Annotated in this window: 10 protein-coding genes and 1 pseudogene; 7 read left to right on the top strand and 4 right to left on the bottom strand. The window is 63.4% G+C overall.

Annotated features, from left to right (window positions below):
- From DS839_RS34960 to DS839_RS34930, 7 genes are all read left to right on the top strand, one after another.
- The coding region (locus tag DS839_RS34960; RefSeq protein ID WP_368912098.1) for an Ig-like domain-containing protein at positions 1–6,553 on the top strand (6,553 nt) is incomplete at its 5' end.
- Positions 6,550–7,674, top strand: coding sequence for a TIGR03032 family protein (locus DS839_RS34955; RefSeq protein WP_368912097.1), 1,125 nt, complete (start codon positions 6,550–6,552; stop codon positions 7,672–7,674). The genes DS839_RS34960 and DS839_RS34955, both read left to right, overlap by 4 nt.
- Positions 7,675–7,890: 216 nt before the next feature.
- On the top strand, positions 7,891–8,244 hold the full coding sequence (locus DS839_RS34950; RefSeq protein ID WP_119275187.1) for a hypothetical protein: 354 nt from the start codon (positions 7,891–7,893) through the stop codon (positions 8,242–8,244).
- A gap of 30 nt (positions 8,245–8,274) precedes the next feature.
- The gene (locus tag DS839_RS34945; protein ID WP_368912096.1) at positions 8,275–10,167 is read left to right on the top strand and encodes an efflux transporter outer membrane subunit; all 1,893 of its coding nucleotides are present in this window, start codon (positions 8,275–8,277) and stop codon (positions 10,165–10,167) included.
- Between the two features lie 18 nt (positions 10,168–10,185).
- Entirely contained in the window at positions 10,186–11,403 is a 1,218-nt protein-coding gene (locus tag DS839_RS34940; RefSeq protein ID WP_368912095.1) for an efflux RND transporter periplasmic adaptor subunit, read from the top strand.
- 20 nt (positions 11,404–11,423) lie between these two features.
- On the top strand, positions 11,424–14,615 hold the full coding sequence (locus tag DS839_RS34935) for an efflux RND transporter permease subunit (RefSeq protein WP_119275184.1): 3,192 nt from the start codon (positions 11,424–11,426) through the stop codon (positions 14,613–14,615).
- On the top strand, positions 14,616–17,780 hold the full coding sequence (locus DS839_RS34930) for an efflux RND transporter permease subunit (protein WP_119275183.1): 3,165 nt from the start codon (positions 14,616–14,618) through the stop codon (positions 17,778–17,780). It abuts the gene before it with no gap.
- Positions 17,781–17,796: 16 nt separating this feature from the next.
- On the opposite strand, the gene DS839_RS34925 is transcribed toward DS839_RS34930, so the two are convergent.
- The 4 genes and pseudogenes from DS839_RS34925 to DS839_RS34910 form a co-directional block, all read right to left on the bottom strand.
- Entirely contained in the window at positions 17,797–18,747 is a 951-nt protein-coding gene (locus DS839_RS34925; RefSeq protein WP_119275182.1) for a DMT family transporter, read from the bottom strand.
- Between the two features lie 28 nt (positions 18,748–18,775).
- Positions 18,776–19,735, bottom strand: coding sequence for a DMT family transporter (locus DS839_RS34920; RefSeq protein WP_162919008.1), 960 nt, complete (start codon positions 19,733–19,735; stop codon positions 18,776–18,778).
- Positions 19,736–20,090: 355 nt separating this feature from the next.
- Positions 20,091–20,781 (bottom strand): annotated as a pseudogene (locus DS839_RS34915) (glutathione S-transferase family protein).
- Between the two features lie 56 nt (positions 20,782–20,837).
- Positions 20,838–21,503 carry a metallophosphoesterase family protein gene (locus DS839_RS34910; protein ID WP_119275180.1) on the bottom strand — a complete coding sequence of 222 codons (666 nt, stop codon included), beginning with the start codon at positions 21,501–21,503 and terminating at the stop codon, positions 20,838–20,840.
- Between the last annotated feature and the right edge of the window lie 207 nt (positions 21,504–21,710).

Genomic DNA, 21,710 nt, shown 5'->3' with positions numbered 1-21,710 from the left:
GGCCTCGATTACGCTTGATGCGATCACCGCCGACAACATCGTCAATGCGGCGGAAGCCGGCGGCACGGTGGCCGTCACCGGCACGGTGGGTGGCGACGTCCAGGACGGCGACACCGTCACGCTGACGATCAACGGCGCGACCTATACCGGTCCTGTTTCGAGCGGCGCTTTCAGCATCGATGTGCCGGGCTCGGCCCTGGCTGCGGACGACAACGTGACCGTCGATGCCAGCGTCACCACTACGGACATAGCCGGCAACAGCACCACGGCGAATGACACCCAGATCTACAGCGTCGACACGACGCCGCCTCCGGCCTCGATTACCCTGGCGCCGATCACCGCCGACAACATCGTCAATGCGGCTGAGGTTGGCGGCACGGTTGCCGTGACCGGCACGGTGGGTGGCGATGTCCAGGACGGCGATACGGTCACTCTGACGATCAACGGCGCGACCTATACCGGCCCTGTCTCGGGCGGCGGCTTCAGCATCGATGTGCCGGGCTCGGCGCTTGTGGCAGACGAGGACGTCACGGTCGATGCCAGCGTCACCACCAACGACACCGCCGGCAACAGCACCACCGCCAACGACAGCCAGAGCTACACTGTAGAGAATTCAACAATCATCGACTTGAGCACCTTATCGCATACGCAGGGCTTTATCATCCAGGGCGATGCAGCGGGTGACTTCGCAGGCGGGAGCGTGTCTTCGGCGGGCGATGTCAATGGCGACGGTTTCGACGACCTGATCGTCGGGGCGCTGCTTGGCGATGATGGCGGCTATAATGCCGGCGAGGCCTATGTGGTGTTCGGCAACGCGTCGGGCTTCGGCACCGTCGATCTCGCCGGCCTGACCGCTTCCCAGGGTTTCATCATCCAGGGCGATGCGGCAAATGACTATGCGGGCTTCAGCGTGTCTTCTGCGGGCGATGTCAATGGCGACGGTTTCGACGACCTGATCGTCGGGGCACCTTATGGCGATGATGGCGGCGGCTATGCCGGAGAGGCCTATGTGGTGTTCGGCAAGGCGTCGGGCTTCGGCATCGTCGATCTCACCAGCCTTACCGCCACCCAGGGCTTCATCATCCAGGGCGATGTTGCATCTGACCGGGCGGGCTGGAGCGTGTCCTCGGCGGGCGATGTCAATGGCGACGGCTTCGACGACTTGATCGTCGGGGCACCCTTTGGCGATGATGGCGGCAACTTGGCCGGCGAGGCCTATGTCGTGTTCGGCAAGGCGTCGGGCCTCGGCACCGTCGATCTCACGACCCTCACCGCCACCCAGGGCTTCATCATCCAGGGCGATGCGGCAAATGACCTGGCAGGCAGGAGCGTATCTTCGGCGGGTGATGTCAATGGCGACGGGTTCGACGACCTGATTGTCGGGGCACCCTTTGGCGACGATGGCGCCACCGATGCCGGCGAGGCATATGTGGTGTTCGGCAAGGCGTCGGGCTTCGGCACCGTCGATCTCACCAGCCTTACCGCCGCCCAGGGCTTTATCATACAGGGCGATGCGGCATATGACCAAGCGAGCTTCAGCGTGTCTTCGGCGGGCGATGTCAATGGCGACGGTTTCGACGATCTGATCGTCGGGGCGTATCGTGGCGATGATGGCGACTATAATGCCGGCGAGGCCTATGTGGTGTTCGGCATGGGATCGGGCTTCGGCACCGTCGATCTCGCCGCCCTGACCGGCGCCCAGGGCTTCATCATCCAGGGCGATGCGGCCGATGACAGGGCGGGCTGGAGCGTGTCCTCGGCGGGCGATGTCAATGGCGACGGTTTCGACGACCTGATCGTCGGGGCGCCCTTTGGCAATGACGGCGGCTATGATGCCGGCGAGGCCTATGTGGTGTTCGGCAAGGGGTCGGGCTTCGGCACCGTCGATCTCGCCAGCCTCACCGCCACCCAGGGCATCATCATCCAGGGCGATGCGGCCTTTGACCGGGCGGGCTTCAGCGTGTCTTCTGCGGGCGATGTCAATGGCGACGGTTTCGACGACCTGATCGTCGGCGCGCGGTATGGCGACAACGGCGGTGGTAATGCCGGCGAGGCCTATGTGGTGCTGGGCGGCGCCTTCGGCCTTGACTCGACGCCGGTCATCACGACCGGCACGGTCGCCGCGGAAATGCTCATCGGCGGTCTCGGGAACGACACGCTGACGGGCGGGGGCGGCGCCGATGTTCTGCGCGGTGGCGCTGGAAATGACATTCTCGGTGTTTCGGATCTTAGTTTCGCCGATGTCGACGGTGGCACCGGCATCGACACTCTGCGCCTCGACGGCGCCAGCTTGGCGCTCGATTTGTCGACTACCCTTCCGGCCGAGGTCACCTCCATCGAGACGATCGACCTCGCCGGCAGCGGCGACAACACGCTGACGGTGGACAAGCTCGGCGTGCTCGACATAACGGAGGAAAGAAGCAGCGGCACTGCAATCCTGACCGTGCGTGGCAACAGTGGCGATAGCGTCAATGTCGCCGACAGCGGATGGTTCTATCAGGGCGGCATTAGCGATGGCGGCGTTAGCTTCGAGCGCTACGTGAATGGCGCGGCCGAGCTCAGGATCGAGAATGGCGTAACGGCGAACTTTGCGCGGACTATCGATCTCACCGGTATTTCCAGCAATCTCAGCTTCATCATCCAGGGCGATACCGCCGTTGACCACGCGGGATTCTCGGTATCCTCTGCGGGTGACGTCAATGGCGATGGCTTCGACGATGTGATTGTCGGAGCGCGGTTGGGTGACGATGGTGGCACCGATGCCGGCGAAGCCTATGTGGTTTTCGGCAAGGCCTCGGGTTTTGGCACGATTGATCTTTCCAGCCTCGCCTCTGCCGAAGGGTTCATAATCCAGGGCGATGTCGCTGGTGACGAGGCGGGCTGGAGCGTCTCCTCGGCGGGTGACGTCAATGGCGATGGCTTCGATGACGTGATCGTCGGGGCATGGCTTGGCGATGACGGCGGGAGCAATGCGGGCGAGGCCTATGTCGTGTTCGGCAAGGGGACCGGCTTTGGCACGATTGACCTGACCGGCCTCACCTCAGGCCAGGGTTTCATAATCCAGGGTGACGCGTCCAATGACTGGGCGGGCTTTAGCGTCTCTGAGGCGGGCGATGTCAATGGCGACGGTTTCGATGACCTGATCGTCGGGGCGCCTCATGGCAACGGTGGTGGCTTCTATGCCGGCGAGGCCTATGTGATTTTCGGCAAGTCTTCGGGCTTCGGCACGATTGATCTTGCCAGCCTGGCCCCTGCCGCGGGTTTCGTCATCCAGGGTGATGTCTCTTTGGACCAGGCCGGCGTGAGAGTCTCCTCGGCGGGTGACGTCAATGGCGACGGCTTCGACGATCTGATCGTCGGGGCACACGGGGGCGATGACGGCGGCAACTACGCCGGCGAGGCCTATGTGGTGTTCGGGGGGGCAAGCCCGGTGAACGTCGATCTCACCGGCCTCTCCGTCGCCCAGGGCTTCATCATCCAGGGCGATGCGGCGGGTGACCAGGCGGGTTACTCGGTATCCTCGGCCGGTGATGTCAATGGTGATGGCTTTGACGATCTGATCGTCGGAGCACGACTGGGTGACGACGGCGGCGCCGACGCCGGCGAGGCCTATGTGGTTTTCGGCAAGGCGTCCGGCTTTGGCACGATAGACCTTTCCGCCCTCACCGCGAGCCAGGGCTTCATCATCCAGGGCGATGAGGCGGGTGACTTCGCGGGCGCCAGTGTCTCCTCGGCGGGTGACGTCAATGGCGATGGCTTCGATGACGTGATCGTCGGCGTGCCTTACGGTGATGGCGGGGGCGCTTATGCGGGCGAGGCCTATGTGGTCTTCGGCAAGGCATCGGGCTTCGGCACGATCGATCTTACCAGCCTCACCTCGGCCCAAGGCTTCATCATTCAGGGTGATGTGGACAATGACCATGCAGGCATTAGCGTTTCGTCGGCCGGCGACGTCAATCGCGATGGTTTCGATGACCTGATCGTCGGAGCACGATTTGGCGATGATGGCGGCACCAACGCCGGCGAGGCCTATGTGGTGCTCGGAGGCGCTTTCGGCCATGGCTCGACACCCGTCACCACAGCCGGCACGACCGCCTCCGAAATGCTCATCGGCGGTCTCGGCGATGACACCCTGACGGGCGGCGGCGGTGCCGACGTGCTGCGCGGTGGGGCCGGCAGTGATGTATTGGGCGTCTCGGATCTGAGCTTTGCCGATGTCGATGGTGGCACCGGTATCGACACGCTGCGCCTCGATGGTGCCGGCCTGTCGCTCGACCTGGCGGCGACCCTTCCGGCCGAGATCACCTCCATCGAGAAGATCGACCTCACCGGGAGCGGCAACAACACGCTGACTGTCGACAAGCTCAGCGTCCTCGACATCACCGAGGAGAGAACCGACGGCACAGGTGTTCTGACCGTACTGGGCAATGCCGGCGATGTAGTCGATGTTGCCGATGCAGGCTGGTTCTATCAGGGGAGCATCAGCGATGGCGGCGTGACCTTCGAGCGCTACGCCAACGGCGCGGCCGAACTTCGCGTCGAGAACGGCGTGACGGCGAATTTCGCGCGCACCATCGATCTCTCGGGCCTGCCTGCTTCGCAAGGCTTCGTCATCCAGGGCGACGCGACGGATGACCGGGCGGGATGGAGCGTGTCCTCGGCGGGCGATGTCAATGGCGACGGCTTCGACGACCTGATCGTCGGAGCGCCCCTTGGCGATGATGGCGGCACCAATGCCGGCGAAGCCTATGTGGTGTTCGGCAAGGCGGCGGGCTTCAGCACCGTCGATCTCACCGGCCTCACCGCTGCCCAGGGCTTCATCATCCAGGGCGATATGGCGGCAGACTATTCGGGATGGAGCGTGTCCTCGGCGGGCGATGTCAATGGCGACGGCTTCGATGACTTGATCACCGGGGCATTCCGTGGCGACGATGGCGGCACCGATGCCGGCGAGGCCTATGTGGTGTTCGGCAAGGCGGTGGGCTTCGGCACCGTCGATCTCACCGGCCTCACCGCTGCCCAGGGCTTTATCATCCAGGGCGATGCGGCGACTGACCTGGCGGGCATCAGCGTGTCTTCGGCGGGCGACGTCAATGGCGACGGCTTCGACGACCTGATCGTCGGAGCGTTCTTTGGCGACGACGGCGGCACCGATGCCGGCGAGGCCTATGTGGTGTTCGGCAAGGCGTCGGGCTTCGGCACCGTCGATCTCACCGGCCTCACCGCTGCCCAGGGCTTCATCATCCAGGGCGATGCGGCGACTGACCTGGCGGGCAACAGCGTGTCATCGGCCGGCGACGTCAATGGCGACGGTTTCGACGATCTGATCGTCGGGGCGACCCATGGCGACGATGGCGGCAACTCGGCCGGCGAGGCCTATGTGGTGTTCGGCAAGGCGTCGAGCTTCGGCACCGTCGATCTCGGCAGCCTCACCGCCGCCGAGGGTTTCATCATCCAGGGCGATGCGGCGGGTGACCAGGCGGGCATCAGCGTGTCCTCTGCGGGCGATGTCAATGGCGACGGTCTCGACGACCTGATCGTGGGGGCGCTATTTGGCGATGATGGCGGCAGCGAGGCGGGTGAGGCCTATGTGGTGTTCGGCAAGGCGTCGGGCTTCGGCACCATCGATCTGACCGGCCTCACGTCCGCCCAGGGCTTCATCATCCAGGGCGATGCGGCAAATGACCGGGCGGGCTACGGCGTGTCCTCGGCGGGCGATGTAAATGGCGACGGCTTCGACGACCTGATCGTCGGGGCGGCCGGTGGCGATGATGGCGGCACCGATGCCGGCGAGGCCTATGTGGTGTTCGGCAAGGCATCCGGCTTCGGCACCGTCGATCTAACCACCCTCACCGCTGCCCAGGGCTTCATCATCCAGGGCGATACGGCAAATGACCAGGCGGGCTTCAGCGTGTCCTCCGCGGGCGATGTCAATAACGACGGCTTCGACGACCTGATCGTCGGGGCGTACTTTGGCGATGATGGCGGCACCAACGCCGGCGAGGCTTATGTGGTGCTCGGCGGGGCACTTGGCCTCGGCTCGACGCCCGTCACAACAACTGGCGGCATTGCTGCGGAGATGCTCATCGGCGGTCTCGGCAATGACACCCTGACGGGCGGCGGCGGTGCCGACGTGCTGCGCGGTGGGGCCGGCGATGACATTCTCGCCATCACCGGCACGGACTTCGCCGATATCGACGGCGGCGCCGGCTTCGACACGCTCCGCATCGACAGCGCCAATGACACGTTCGACTTCTCGGCCATCTTGCCGGCCAGGGTGTCGAGCATCGAGGCGATCGATCTCGGCGCCGGCGGCAACAACAGCCTGATGCTGAATGCGCTCGACGTGTTCGACCTTTCGGACGACACCCAGGGCGGCCTCACCGGCTTCACCATTCACGGCGATGCGAGCGACAGCGTCGCGACCCTTGACAGCGGCTGGGCCAGCACCGGCACCGTCACCATCGGCGCCAACAGCTACACCGTCTTCCAGAACGGCCAGGCCCAGCTTATCATCGACACCGACATCAACAGCGCCGGGATTCTCGCGTGAGTGACAGAAAGCTCCAACCTGCATCCGTGAGCGACGACCGGCAGACGGTAGATACCGTGGCGAAAGGCGATCCCATTTTCGCCGTCAATGCCTCGCGCGGTTTCGCCGCCTGGCTCAAGCAGCACAAGGCAAGCCTCGCCGTCACCACCTACCAGGTCGGCAAGCTCCTGATGTTCGGGGTGAAGGCCGACGGGCAGCTCTGGGTCTTCAACCGCAATATCGGCCGCTGCCTCGGCCTCGCCGTGAAGGGCAACGAGCTCTGGGCCACGGCCGACACCCAGATCTTCAAATTCGTCGATGCGATGGAGCCGGGCCAGCGCAGCAGCGAAGGCCACGACGCGCTCTATGTCCCGCAGATGAGTTTCTTCACGGGCGATCTCGACATTCACGATCTCGCCCTCCTGCCCGACGGCATCCCCTTGTTCGTCAACACCTTGTTCAACGGCCTCGCGCGGCCGAGCGCCACCCACAGCTTCGTGCCCGTGTGGCAGCCGTCCTTCATCACCAGGCTCGCCGCCGAGGACCGCTGCCATCTCAACGGCCTGGCGCTCAAGGACGGCAAGCCCGCTTTCGTGACGGCGGTGGCCAGGAGCGATACCTTCGATGGCTGGCGCGACCAGCGCCAGAATGGCGGCATCGTCATCGACGTGGCATCGGGCGAGGTCGTCTGTTCGGGCCTCTCCATGCCGCATTCGCCGCGCTGGCATGGCGGCAAACTATGGCTGCTCAATTCCGGCACCGGGGAATTGGGGACGGTCGATCTGGCCGCCGGCCGGTTCGAGGCGCTGTGCTTCTGCCCCGGCTATTTGCGCGGCCTCGATTTCATCGGCGATATCGCGGTCGTCGGCCTGTCCAAGCCGCGCGACAACAAGACCTTCTCCGGTCTGGCGCTCGATCAGCAGCTCGCCGACCGCAAGATGGAGCCGCGCTGCGGCCTCTATTTCATCGACACGAAATCCGGCAGCGTCGTCCATTCCCTGACCATGGAGGGCGTGGTGAGCGAGCTCTATGATGTCGCCGTGCTGCGGGGGAAAACGCAGCCCGCGGCCATCGGCCCGCTCGGGCCTGAGCTTAAGCGGACGATCTCGATCGGCGGCGATCGTTCCGGCCAGACGTCGTGACTCTGTCGCTGTTCCGCATAGGGGACCTTTTCTTTCTCTTGACATCGTGGGCCAAAGAGTGATTTGGAAAATATCAGAGTTGAAACCTGTGCCCAGAGTTCATGGCTGGACTTGATCCGGCCATAGCCGCTGCCGGGCACATTGCTTTTGTAATTCCCTGTTCTGGCTCTTGCGAAGATCCGAGAACCGGGCTCTCTCCCCAGAAAGAACCGTCACGTGACCAGCACGCTTTGCCAAAGCCCGGCGCTCGGCCGCATCATCGCGCCATGGGCGGCGAAGATCGTCGCGCTCTTTGCCGTCATCGTCGCAACCATCGTGGCCAATGCTGAAAATGTCGGCAACACCTTGCGTGAGCTTGGCACCTGTTGCCGGAAGGCCGGACGGCGGCTTCCGGCGCTGTGCCCGGGGCCGTCTCGCCCGATGACGCCGAAGCTCGAGATCATGGGCCGGCATGCCGCTCTGCTGCGTCACGGGCAAGGCTTCCTGGCGCCTTCGGCAAGCGCGCTCCATGTCCATGCGCGCAAACGCTCACCCGAAGTCGAGAGGGACGCGGACCCTCGAAGGGCCTGAGGCTCACGATACGGGAAGCGAGCGGCAGGCATGCCCTCACGTAAAAGGCTCGCGCAGGCTGCGCCCGTTGTGAGTTCCTGTGAGCAAACGGAACATTGGGCCGCCGTTGTAGAAATAATACGTCAGCGCATCGTCCGGGGCTGGAATACAGGTGAGCGCTGGAAGCTCTTCGGCACAGGAGTTCCCACAAAGGAGGCGGCGAAGCGACGGTGCCGCTCATTCAACAGGACCATTTGGGCAAGGGTGCATCGCAATATTGTTGCCTTTACGTCAAATCTGTTGTTGATTGGAACTATGAGGCGGGGAAACACAAGAAAGAGATCCAAACCCAATTTGCGGGACTGGGCAGGCCGAAGCGCGCGGGTCTTGCTCCTTGGATCGCTGACGGCGCTTTCGGGCTGCATGGTCGGACCCGACTGGATGAAACCAAACGCGCCTGTTGCAGCGCAGTGGCTTGAAGCGCGCAACCGCACCGTGAACACGAGGCGCCAGGAATATGTCGACTGGTGGACGGTATTCAACGACAAGACGCTGAACCGGTTGGTGCAAGAGGCCTTCGAGCAGAACCTGACGCTCAGGATCGCAGGAGTGCGCGTCCTGGAAGCGAGAGCGCAGCTGGGCCTGGTCGTCGGTGAGTTCTATCCCCAGCAGCAGCAGGCCGTCGGCGAGCTCAACTACAATAAGGATCCGACCTCGTCTCTCGGCCTGTTGCCCAAATACTGGAAAGTCTCGCTCGGCGCGCGGATCGCTTGGGAGCTGGATTTCTGGGGCAAGTTCCGCCGCGCCATCCAGTCCGCCGACGCGGCATTCCTCGAAAGTGTGGCGAATTACGATGACGTGATCGTCTCTCTCATTGGCGACGTCGCCACGACCTATGTCGCCATCCGCACGATCGAGCGGGAAATCGCCATCGCTTATGACAATATCCGCAAGCAGAAGGATGCCCTGGCCATAGCCCAGGCAAGGTACAAGGGCGGCGCTGTCGCGGAGCGCGATGTCTTCCAGGCCAAGAACGTCCTCTATGCTACCGAAGCGTCGATACCGCAGCTGACGCTGCAGCTGCAGCAGGCACGAAACGCCTTGAGCCTGCTGCTCGGCCTTCCGCCGCAACGGCTCGACACGTTGATCGCAGGCCGCCGCCCCATTCCGACCGCGCCGAAGGAAGTGGCTGTCGGCATCCCGGCCGATCTCCTGCGCCGCCGGCCGGATGTCCGTGCCGCGGAGCTTGCCGCAGCCGCGCAGAGTGCCCAGATCGGAATTGCCAAGGCCGATCTCTACCCGTCCTTCACGTTGCTGGGTACTATCGGCACCTCGGCGACGACGCTTGGCAACAACAATCTGGGCAATCTCTTCACCAACAACAGCATTGCCTATTCGGTCGGCCCGTCCTTCCAGTGGAATATCCTGAACTATGGGCAGATCACCAACAATGTGCGCATGCAGGACGCGCGCCTTCAGGCGCTGCTGCTGAACTACCAGAATACCGTGCTGAAGGCGCAAAAGGAGGTCGAGGACGGGCTGGCGCAGTTTCTTCAATCGCGGGCCCAGGCCCAGCTCCTGAGGAAGAGTGTCGCGGCCGCCAATGGCGCGCTCAGGATCGCCATGACCCAGTACCAGGGCGGCATCGCCGACTTTACCACCGTGCTGCTGGCGGAGCAGAATCTTTACGAGGCCCAGATAAACCTCACCGAAGCCACGGGCGATGTCGCTACGGGGCTGATCGCGGTCTACCGCAGTCTGGGCGGGGGCTGGCAGATCAGGCAAGGTCATGACTTCGTGCCGCCGGCAACGCGCGAGGCCATGGCCGACCGGACCGACTGGGGACCGGGCGGCAGCGACTCGGTTCTCTTGCGCCCGGGGGCTCCGGGACTGCCATCGTCGAAAAAGGCCAACAAGGTGAAGATCCCACCGCCCGATTGGTGATCGTGAGTGAGAAGCATCTTGACGAAATCGACTATGCGGCCTGATCGGGTAAACCGGTCCGGATCGGGCATATCCGCGCATGTCCTTGCCTGCCTGATGATGGCCGCGGCGCTGGCGGCATGCGACGAAAAGCAGGCAACCGCACCACCACCGCCGCCCAAGGTTTCCGTGGCGACGCCGCGGGTCGAGACCGTCATCGACTATTTCGAGTTCACCGGCAACACGGTGGCGAGCAACACCGTCAAGCTCGTGGCGCGGGTCGAGGGCTATCTCCAGGAGAACCACTTCAAGGATGGCGCGCCGGTCAAGAAGGATGATCTCCTCGTCTCGATCCAGGACGATCAGTACAAGGCGCAGCTGCAGCAAGCTCAAGCCCAGGTCCTGGCCGCGAAAGCGGCCCTCGTGCACGCCGAGACGGAGCTGAAGCGCTATTCCGATCTCTTCAAGCAGCATGCCGCGCCGCAGACCGACGTCGACCGCTGGCAATATGAGAAGGACAAGTCTGCGGCCGATCTCCTGTCGGCCGAGGCGCAAGTCGTCATTGCCGAGCTCAATCTCGGCTACACGAAGGTCAAGGCGCCGTTCGACGGCCGCATGGGCACCCATCTCGTCGATCCGGGAAATGTGGTCGGCGCCACGGGTCAGACGGAGCTCGCCGAGATCAACCAGATCGACCCGATCTATGTCTACTTCACCATCAACGAGCGCGACCTGCTTAAGATCGTGGCCGATGAAAGAGCCAAGGATCCAGCCAATACGACACCTGTCGTGGAGAGGAACATCCCCCTGGAGTACGCCCTCCTGAACGAGGACACCTACTCCCACAGCGGCCGTCTCGACTTCGCCTCGATCAGCGCGTCGCCCACCAGCGGCACGCTTACCTTGCGTGGCATCTTTGCCAACCCGCACGGTGCCGTGCTGCCCGGCCTGTTCGTGAGGGTGCGGGCGCCTGCCGGGAAGCCCGCGGATGCGCTGCTCGTTCCGGGCGATGCCATCAGCTTCGACCAGCAAGGATCCTATGTGCTGGTCGTCGGCGCGGACAATGTGGTGGCGCGGAAGGGGGTCACGACCGGCGCGCAAAGAGGCAAGGACGTCGTCGTGAAGGACGGCCTCACCCGCGACGACCTGGTGATCATCGAGGGGGCGCTCCAGGCGATCCCCGGGCGCAAGGTCGATCCGCAGCAGGTGCAAAGCGCGCCCGACTCGGCGGACGCGACGAACTCGCAAGGCGGCTGAGGCGAGGCGGGGCTCCGAGGATGTCCAGATTCTTCATCGAACGACCCATCCTCGCCAATGTCCTGGCGATCATCATCGTACTGCTCGGCGTGGTGAGCATGCTCAGATTGCCGATCTCGGAATATCCGGAAATCGTGCCGCCGACCATTCAGGTGGCGGCCAACTATCCCGGCGCCAGCGCCGACGTCGTCGCCGCGACCGTCGGCATACCGCTCGAGCATGCCGTGAACGGCGTCGAGAACTCGCTTTACATGCAATCGACGAGCGGCAGCGACGGCAGCTACATCCTCACTCTCACCTTTGCGGTCGGAACCGACCTCAACACCTCGATCTCGCTCGTCCAGAATGCCGTCAACGGGGCGCTGTCGCAACTGCCGCAGCAGGCGCAGGTGCAAGGCGTCACGGTCCAGAAGGTCAGCACCAATGTGCTGCTGATCGGCAGCCTTTATTCCGACGACGACCGCTTCAGCGAAACCTTTCTCAGCAACTACGCCATCATCAACCTGCAAAGCCCGCTCGCGCGCCTGCCGGGCGTGGGCCAGGTGCAGATCCTCGGCGCCGGCCCCTACAGCATGCGGGTCTGGCTCGATCCGGAAAAGCTCAAGGCCTATGGGCTGACGGTATCGAATGTCCAGAATGCGATCCAGGACCAGAACACTCAAGTTGCCGCCGGCCAGCTCGGCGGGCCGCCGGTCTCTTCCGATCAGATCTTTCAGTTCACCGTCAATGCGCTCGGCCGCCTTTCCGATGTCGAACAGTTCGAGGACATCATCGTCAAAAGCGATCCGCCGCAGGCGACCGTGAAGGAGCCCGGCCAGGCCAGCGACCAGTCGGCGAGCGTCATCCGCATTCGCGACATCGGCCGCGTCGATCTCAGCCAGCAAAGCTTTTCCACCTTTTCGGGTCTGAGCGGCAAGAAGGCGGCGCAGATCAACATCTACACCACCCCCGGCGCCAACGCGCTCGCGGTGGCGAGCGAAGTGAAGAAGCTCATGGACAGCATGAGCGAGAAGTTTCCGGAAGCCCTGCGCTACACCGCGCTGCTCGACAGCTCGGTGTTCATCGAGGATTCCATCCACGGCGTCTACAAGGCATTGATCGAGGCCGGAATACTCGTGCTGATCGTCATCATGGTGTTCCTGCAGAACTTGCGGGCCATGCTGGTGCCGGCGGCGACAGTACCGGTGACGATCATCGGCGCCTTTACCGCCATGGCGCTCTTAGGGTTCACCGTCAATCTGATGACGCTCTTCGCGCTCATCCTGGCCATCGGCATCGTGGTCGACGATGCCATCGTCGTCGTCGAGAATTCCTCGCACTATATCGAGCAGGGACAAAGACCTAAGGATGCTGTCATCAAGGCGATGTCCGAGCTCACCGGGCCGATCATGAGCGTCACTCTGGTGCTGACCGCGGTGTTCGTGCCGGCGTCCTTCCTGCCCGGCATCACCGGACAGATGTTCCGGCAATTCGCCCTGGTCATCGCCGCGACCGCCATCATCAGCGCCATCTCGGCCTTGACCTTGAGCCCCGCGCAATGCGCGCTTTATCTGCGCCCCCACAGCGACAAGAAGCCCAATTGGTTCTATCGCGGTTTCAACCGCGTCTACCAGGCGATCGAAGGCGTCTATATGGGCGTGGTGCGCTTCATGGTGCGCCGTCCGCGCATGATGGTCCTGGTTTTCGTCGGCGCGGTCGCGGCGGCCGGCACGCTGCTCGCGCGTCATCCCACGGCCTTCCTGCCGACCGAGGATCAGGGCTATTGCATCGTTGTCGCGAAGCTTCCCGATGGAGCATCGCAATCGCGCGTGCGTGAGGTTGCCGCAAGCCTCGATGCGATCTTCAAGGAGACACCCGGCGTCAAGGGCTGGGTGACGAGCGGTGGTTTCTCGGCGCTCGATTCGGCCAATCTCGCGACCGTCGTGACGGTCTATGTCATGTACGAGGACTGGGCGAAGCGCCCGGCTGGTCTCACTCAAGATAAGATCGTGGCGGATCTCGAGACGCGGCTGCTCGCGGTTCGCAAAGCCACCACGGAAGTGCTGATTCCGCCGCCGATCCCGGGGCTCGGCTCGGCCGGCGGCTTCCAGCTGATGCTCGAAGACCGCACCGGCGTCGGCCTCGCGGAGCTGGAAAAGACGGCCGATGCGATCTTCGCCAAGGCCAATGCCGATCCGAAGCTCGAAGGGGTGTCGACGACCTTCAGCGCCACCAGCCCGCAGATCTATATCGATATCGACCGGACTATGGCGCGCTCGCTCGGCGTATCCGTCAACAACGTGTTCGAGGCGCTCGAGACCTATCTGGGCTCGGCCTATGTCAATCTCTTCACCAAATTCAATCAGAGTTTTCAGGTCAGGCTGCAAGCCGATGCCGACTACCGGCGCCAGCTCTCCGACATCACCAGGATTACGGTCGCCAACGAGCAAGGCGCCATGGTGCCCTTGGGCTCTCTCATCAAGGTGCGCGACGTCTTGGGTTCCGAGCTGCTCACGCGCTACAATCTCTATCCCACCATACCGGTGGTAGGTTCGGGCGCTCCGGGTGTCAGCTCCGGAGAGGCGCTCGACATCATGGACGGGATCGTCGCGGCGAATCTGCCGCTCGGTGTCGGCTATGACTGGACCGCGTTGTCCTATCAGCAGAAGCTCATCGGCAATCAGGCCTATCTCATCTTCGCCCTGTCGATCGTGCTGGTGTTCCTGGTGCTCGCCGCCCAGTATGAGAGCTGGGTCGATCCGGCCGCCGTGGTGCTGACGGTCCCGATGGCGCTCGTCGGCGTCATTGCCGCGCTCATGGTTCGCGCCTTTCCGACCGATCTCTACACCCAGATCGGGCTCGTGCTGATGATCGCGCTGGCCGCCAAGAACGCCATCCTGATCGTCGAATTCGCTCGCCAGCTCAAGGGCGAAGGCATGTCGGTCGTCGATGCCGCGGTCGAGGCGACCCGCCGGCGGTTCCGTCCCATTCTCATGACCTCTTTCGCCTTCATCCTGGGCGTCGTGCCGCTGATGACCGCCACGGGCGCCGGTGCCGCAAGCCAGCAATCTCTCGGCACCGTCGTCTTCGGCGGCATGCTGGCTTCGACGCTGATCGCCATCCCCTTCGTATCGGTCTTCTTCGTGGCGGTGCATGGCGGCGGGAAGCGGCGGAGGCTCGGACGCTGGGCGCCTCAGGGGCCCCATGAGGGGAAGGCCGAGGCGTTGAGATGAATGTCTAAGTTCTTCATCGAGCGGCCGATCTTTGCGAATGTAATCGCCATCATCATCGTGCTGCTCGGCGCCGTCTGCCTGTTCAATCTGCCGGTCGCGCAATATCCCAACATCGTGCCGCCGACCATCCAGGTCACCACCAGCTACACCGGAGCGAGCACCGATGTGATCGCCAGCACCGTCGGCATCCCGATCGAGCAGGCGGTCAACGGGGTCGAGCATTCGGTCTATATGCAGTCGTCGAGCGGCAGCGACGGCAGCTACACGCTCACCGTCACCTTCGAGATCGGGACCGACCTCAATACCTCGCTCGCCCTCGTGCAGAACGCCGTCAACGCGGCGCTGCCGCAATTGCCGCAGCCGGTGCGCGCGCAAGGGGTCAACGTCAAGAAAGTATCGACGAACATCCTGCTGATCCAAAGCCTCTACAGCGACGACGACCGCTATGACGACAAGTTCCTGAGCAACTACGCGGTCATCAATCTGCAATATCCGCTCGGGCGTCTGCCGGGTGTCGGCCAGGTCACCGTCTTCGGCGCCGGTCCCTACAGCATGCGCATCTGGCTCGATCCCGATCTCTTGAAGACCTATGGAATCTCGGTAGCCGAGGTCCAGCAGGCGATAGAGGAGCAGAACATTCAAGTCGCCGCGGGCAGCATCGGCGGCGCGCCGTCCCCCGACGGCCAGCTCTATCGGCTCACCATCAATACGCTGGGCCGGCTCTCCGACATCGCCGGGTTCGAGGACATCATCGTCAAGAGCCTGCCGCCATCGACCGAGGGCGAAGAGGTTGCGGCGGATCAATATCGCCAGACCGCGGCACTGGTCAGGATCAGGGACATCGCCAAGGTCGAGCTCGACCAGCAGGTCTATACGATATTCTCCACGGTGAACGGCCGAAAGGCGGCCAATGTGGCGATCTTCGCCCTGCCCGGCGCCAATGCGCTCGAAGTCGCGGGCAGCGTGCGCTCGCTGATGGACGAGGCGTCGAAGACCTTTCCCGAAGGTCTCAAATATTCATCGGTCTACGACACGACGCTGTTCATCAACCAGTCGATCAATGCCGTCTATTCGACGCTGCTCGAGGCCGGCGTGCTGGTGCTCATCGTCATCATCATTTTCCTGCAGAACATCCGGGCGATGTTCATACCGGCGCTGACGGTGCCGGTGACCATTATCGGCGCTTTCTCGGCCATGGCGCTCATGGGGTTCAGCGTCAATCTGATGACGCTGTTCGCGCTCATCCTGGCCATCGGCATCGTGGTCGATGATGCGATCATCATCGTCGAGAACACGTCGCACTATATCGAGCAGGGGATGACGCCGAAGGACGCCACCATCACCGCCATGCGCGAGCTCACCGGGCCCATCATCGGCGTGACCCTGGTCCTCGTTTCGGTGTTCCTGCCGGCGTCGTTCATGCCGGGCATCACCGGCCAGATGTTTCGCCAGTTCGCTCTCGTCATGGCGGCGACGGCCATGATCAGCGCGCTCAACGCCTTGACGCTGAACCCCGCGCAATGCGCGCTGCTGCTCCGGCCGCGCAAGCAGGGCCGTCCCAACATCCTGTTTCGCGGCTTCAATGCGGCCTATGGCAGGATCGAGGCCCTCTATGTGGTGCTGGTGCGCTGGATGACGGGCCATTGCCGCTCCATGGCCTGCCTGTTCTTCGTCCTGGTCGGTCTCGGCGTGTTCGGGCTCATGAAATATCCATCGACCCTCATGCCGCTCGAGGATCAGGGCTATTGCATCGTGACCGCAAGGCTGCCGCCCGGCGCCGCGCAGCGGCGCGTGGGAGAGGTCTCGGCCGAGCTCGACAAGATCTACAAGGACATACCCGGCCTCAAGGGCTGGGTGACGATCGGCGGCTATTCCGCGCTCGATTCGGCAAAACTCTCGAACGTATTGACGACTTTCGTCATCTACGAGGATTGGGGCAAACGCCCCAAGGGCGTCACCCAGCTCACCATCATGGCGAGCCTGCAGGAGCGGGTGAAACAGATTCAGTCGGCCACTGTCGCGGTGCTGCCGCCCTCGCCCATACCGGGTCTCGGCGCCGCCTTCGGCTTTTCGATGGTGGTCGAGGACCGCGGCGGCCGCGGCATAACCACTCTCGACAAGACCGTTCAAGCCATGGTGAACGACGCCACGAGCCAGCCCGACCTCCTGCGCACCGGCTTCACGACCTTCAGCGCCAGGAGCCCGCAGCTCTTTCTCGACATCGACCGCAACATGGCGCGATCGCTCGGTGTTCCGGTCAACAACGTATTCGAGGCGGTGCAGATCTATATCGGCTCGGCCTATGTCAACATGTTCAACATGTTCAATCAGAGCTATCAGGTCAGAATTCAGGCGGGCGGCGACTACCGCCGTCAGATCCCCGATATCGGCCATCTGACGGCGCCCAATCAATCGGGCCAGATGGTGCCCTTGGGCTCGTTCGTCTCGGTCCGCCAGGTTCTGGGTGCGGAGCTCCTGACCCGCTACAATCTCTATCCCGCAGCGACCATCATCGGCGTCCCGACGATCAAGCACAGTACCGGCGAGGCGATGGGCATCATGCGCGAGATTGCGGCGCGCACGCTGCCGCAAGGCATGGATACCGACTGGACCGGCGTCTCTTATCAGGAAGAGCTCGTCGGCAATTCCATGTTCATCATCTTTGGTCTGTCGATCACGCTCGTGTTCCTGGTGCTCTCCGCCCAGTATGAGAGCTGGACCGATCCCGTCGCGGTGATCCTGGTCGTGCCGATATCGCTGGTCGGGATCATCATCGCGCTCGCCGCCAAGAAGCTGCCGGTCGACCTCTATACGCAGATCGGCCTCGTGCTGATGGTGGCGCTGGCGGCGAAGAATGCGATTCTGATCGTCGAGTTTGCCCGCGAGCTGACGGAGCAGGGCTCATCGCCGCGCGATGCCGCGATCGAAGCCACGCGCCGGCGGTTCCGCCCCATCCTCATGACCTCTTTCGCCTTCATCCTGGGGGTGGTGCCGCTGATGACGGCCGATGGCGCAGGGGCTGCGAGCCAGCAGTCGATCGGGGCCGTCGTCTTCGGCGGAATGCTGGCCTCGACATTGATCGCGATCCCCTTCGTGCCGGTCTTCTATGTCGCCATTCACGCCATTGCCGGCAGGGCGCGACGCTCCGTGCGAACCGCCGCTTGAAATCCGTTAACGGTCGTCAGCCGGCTTGCGCGGCCTTGTCGGCACGCGGCGGCTTCGTCTTGATGGCGGCGAGCCCAAGCCCCGCGACGATGAAGGCCGCTCCGGCGAGGTCATAGCCATGCAGGCTCTCGCCGAGGAGCAAATAGGCGAGGACGGCGATGAAGATGGTCTGCAGATAGAGCATCATGCTGGCGCGGCCGGCGCCGAGCGACTCGACGCTGTGATTGTAGAGATAATACATCAGCGCGCCGCCGGGGCCTGCCACATAGGCGAGCGCCAGCAGGCCATTCGTCTCGAGGGCCGAATGCTTGCCGGAAAGGAGCTCCCACAGGAAGAAGGGCAAAGCGGTGAGCGCGCCCGCCGCCAGCAGGAGCACCAGCAGCGGCATGAGCTCGAGGCCGAATTTGGCCCGGCGCAGCAGCACCGTATAGATGGCAAAGCACAATGCGCCGGCGACGATGAACAGTTCGCCGAGATTGAACTCGAGCCTGAGCAACGCGCTGATATCGCCGTGACCTACGATCACCATCATTCCGATGAGAGCCAGGAGCGCGCCGAGCGCCTTCCACAGGCCGAGCGTCTCGCCGAGCACGAAATGCGCCAGCACGACCGTCATGACCGGGGTGAGCGCCATGATGATGCCGGCGGTGGTCGCATCGGTGAAGTTGAGGCCGGTATAGATCAGGCCCTGGCAGAAGGCGAGGCCGAGGGCGCCGACGATAATGAGCTCGATGGCCCGCGACCGTAAGAGCGCGATCATTGTCCCGTAATGGTGGCGCACGAACGGCAGAAGGATCGCGCAGGCGATGAGCAGCCGGGCGAAGCACAGCGTCCAGGGCGGCATCTCGGGGCCAACCCATTTGGCGGCGATATAGACGCCGGCCGACAGCAGCCAGCACAGCACCGCTATGGTGTAAGCGGTCGGTGTCGCCGAGTCTGTCTTGGGTCTCGCCTCATCCGGATGCATTGCGGCAGCCTCCCATTTCCCTCGAATGCTATGCGGCCTTCTCGGCGCGTGGCGGCTTCGCCTTGATGGCGGCGAGCACCAGACCGACGACGATGAAAGCCGCTCCGGCGAGGTCGTAGTCGTGCAGGCTCTCGCCGAGAAACAGATAGGCGAGCGCCGCGACGAAGACGGTCTGCAAATAGAGCATCATGCCGGCGCGACCGGCGCCCAGCGCCTGGACGCTGCGGTTATAGATATAATACATGAGCGCGCCGCCGGGTGCTGCCATATAGGCCAGCGCCAGAAGTCCTTCGAGCTCCAGCGAAGTGTGCTTGCCGGAAAGGAATTCCCATATGGCGAAGGGCAGGGATGTGAGCGCCCCTGCGCCAAGCAGGAGGACGACCGTGGGCAGGAGGTCGAGTCCGAACTTGGCCCGGCGCAGCAGGACCGTATAGAGAGCCCAGGACAGGGCGCTGCCGACGATCCACAATTCACCCATGTTGAACTGGAGTTTGAGCAGCGCGGCCAGGTCGCCATGCGCGACGATGACCAGCATTCCGGCGAGAGCGATGAACGCTCCGACGACCTTCAGCAGGCCGAGCGGCTCGTCGAGCACGAAGCGGGCGAGCACCACGGTCATGACCGGGGACAGCGCCATGATGATGCCGGCGGTAGTCGCATCGGTATAGGTGAGGCCGACAAAGAGGGTGCCTTGGCAGAAGGTCAGGCCGATCGCGCCGAGGGCGAGCACCGCGAGCGGCCGGGTCTTGAGCAAAGCGATCATCTTCCCGTGATGCGGGCGCACCACCGGCACGAGGATGAGACAGGCGAGCGCCAGCCGGGCGAAGCAGAGCGTCCAGGGCGGCAATTCGGGGCCGGCCCATTTGGCGGCGATATAGACGCCGGCCGACAGCAGCCAGCCCGACACCGCTATGGCGTAAGCGAGCGGTGTCGCCGTAACCGCCGCGGCCTTCGCTTCATCCGGATGCGCTATCGGCAGCGAGTGAATGACCGTCCCCTCCCCCTATCCGGGCAACCTTAGCGCGCGGGCGTGGCCGGGAAAAGTGGATAGCGAACCGGAACTTCCTCCTTCTCCCGCGACCTTGCTGCGCCGAAGCGAAGCCTGGGCTTCGCGAAGGCGAGAGCGGGGGAAGCCAAGGGGGAAGGAGGAGTTGCGTGCCGGCCGAATATCCCGCGAAGCGAAAGAGCCCCGAAGCTCGCGCTGCGGGGCCCTCAAGGGCGCGCTTGTTCACATCCGGGGGGTCGTGGTTGGGCGCGCCGAAGATGATCAAAGCGGATGCGTCACCCGCGTCATAGCACCAGTTATCTTTTGTGGTGAGGCCAGAGCCTGGCTGAATGTACAATCAGGAACCGATCAAGCCATGGATTTGGGTGCAATGGCGCACGAGCTTTGCGCTGGAGGCCACGAACTTCTTCAGCGGAGTCCCAATCGGATAGAAATGGATATTGGCGATGAAGCCGTAGATGGCGGCATCGACGCTGCCTGGCTTCGCCCCATGCACATATCCGGTCGCCGGGACGAGATTGGCCAGCACCTCGAGATCGGCGATGCCGCGCGCATAGGCGGCGGGTGGCTGAAAGCGGCCGATGCCCTGGAAATGATAGCGCTTGAAATTGAACTCGCGCGCCTTGCCGAGATCCGCTTCGCTGAGGGGGATGCTCATGGATGAGCGCGTCGCGGAACTGCGGCCAGAACGCCTCGTCCTGCCAGCGTGAGTAGGACATCACCCAATAGAGATCATCGAGCAGCCGCGAGACTAATAGATTGGTATCGCGCTCCGCCGTGCCGAGCCCTTGATCGATGGGCGGATCATATTTGTGCTTGAGATGGGCGATGATCGTGTCGCTGTCGCCGATCGTCTCGCCGTCATCAACCATATAGGGCAGCTGTCCGCGCGGCGCCTGCGCGGCATCGAAGATGTTCTGATGAACGAAGGGTATTTGGGCCAGCTTCAGAAACGCATAGACCTTGAGGCCGTAGCCGTTGTTGTCGGCGACTCCGAAAAGCTTCGGGTAGGAGAAGAGCGTGATCATGGGAACCCCCTCAAAAGGCCATAGCACAATCGCAATCCTTGCGAAACGAAGGCGCCTTATTCGCGCGCCGTGAGGAAGTCGACCGGCGCGGTCTCTCTCGCCGTGAATACCGCCGCCGTGAGCACGCCGCCATAGACGCAAGCGGTATCGATATTGATGCGGTTGGGCCTGACCTCCGGCCGTCCGTTCCTCGTCGGCGTGTGGCCATGCACGATGAGCCGGCCATAATCGCGATCGCTGTGATGGAAAGGCCCGCGGATCCACAGCAGCGCCTCGCGCGGCTGCCGGTCGAGCGGATGATCCGGATCGACGCCGGCATGGACGAAGAACCTTTTGCCGTCATCGAAGGAGAGGCCGAGCGACCTCACCCAGGCAATGTCGTCTTGCGGCAGTCCCGCGGGATCGCGCGTGCCGTAGCTGAGCAGCGTCTGCATGCCGCCATTGTTGAACCACCAGCTGGGATCGCCGCTGTCGATCGCCCCGAGCATCAGCTCCTCGTGATTGCCCATCAGGCAGACGACGTCGCCAGGCATGCGCTGCTGCAAAGCGCGGAGCGTCGCGATGGCGGACCGGCTGTCCGGGCCGCGGTCGACATAATCGCCGATGAAGACGAAGCGATGCGCCCGCCCGGAAGCGTAGTCGGTGCACAGGCGCAAAAGCTCGAGCAGGGCGCGCTCGCATCCATGGATGTCGCCGACGGCGAAGGTTATGGCGGGAATCATTGACGGCACCTTAGCGTTTTAAGCCGGGAAGCCAAGCCCGGACGTTTGCCATGAGAAGCCGAGGAGTAGAGTTGCAAATATAAAACAGGATCGGGAAACCTGTAGGGCGGTGAGATTTTCGGGTGACTGGTTTCTATCTCACAGCTTGTTCCCACTGCGAGGGAACCTTTGCCATCCGCATAATTATTCCGTATCGTCAAGTTCCTT

The organism is Taklimakanibacter deserti, from assembly GCA_003574785.1.
The sequence above is the reverse complement of the archived record's forward strand: the minus strand, read 5'-3'. Positions and strand labels throughout refer to the sequence as shown.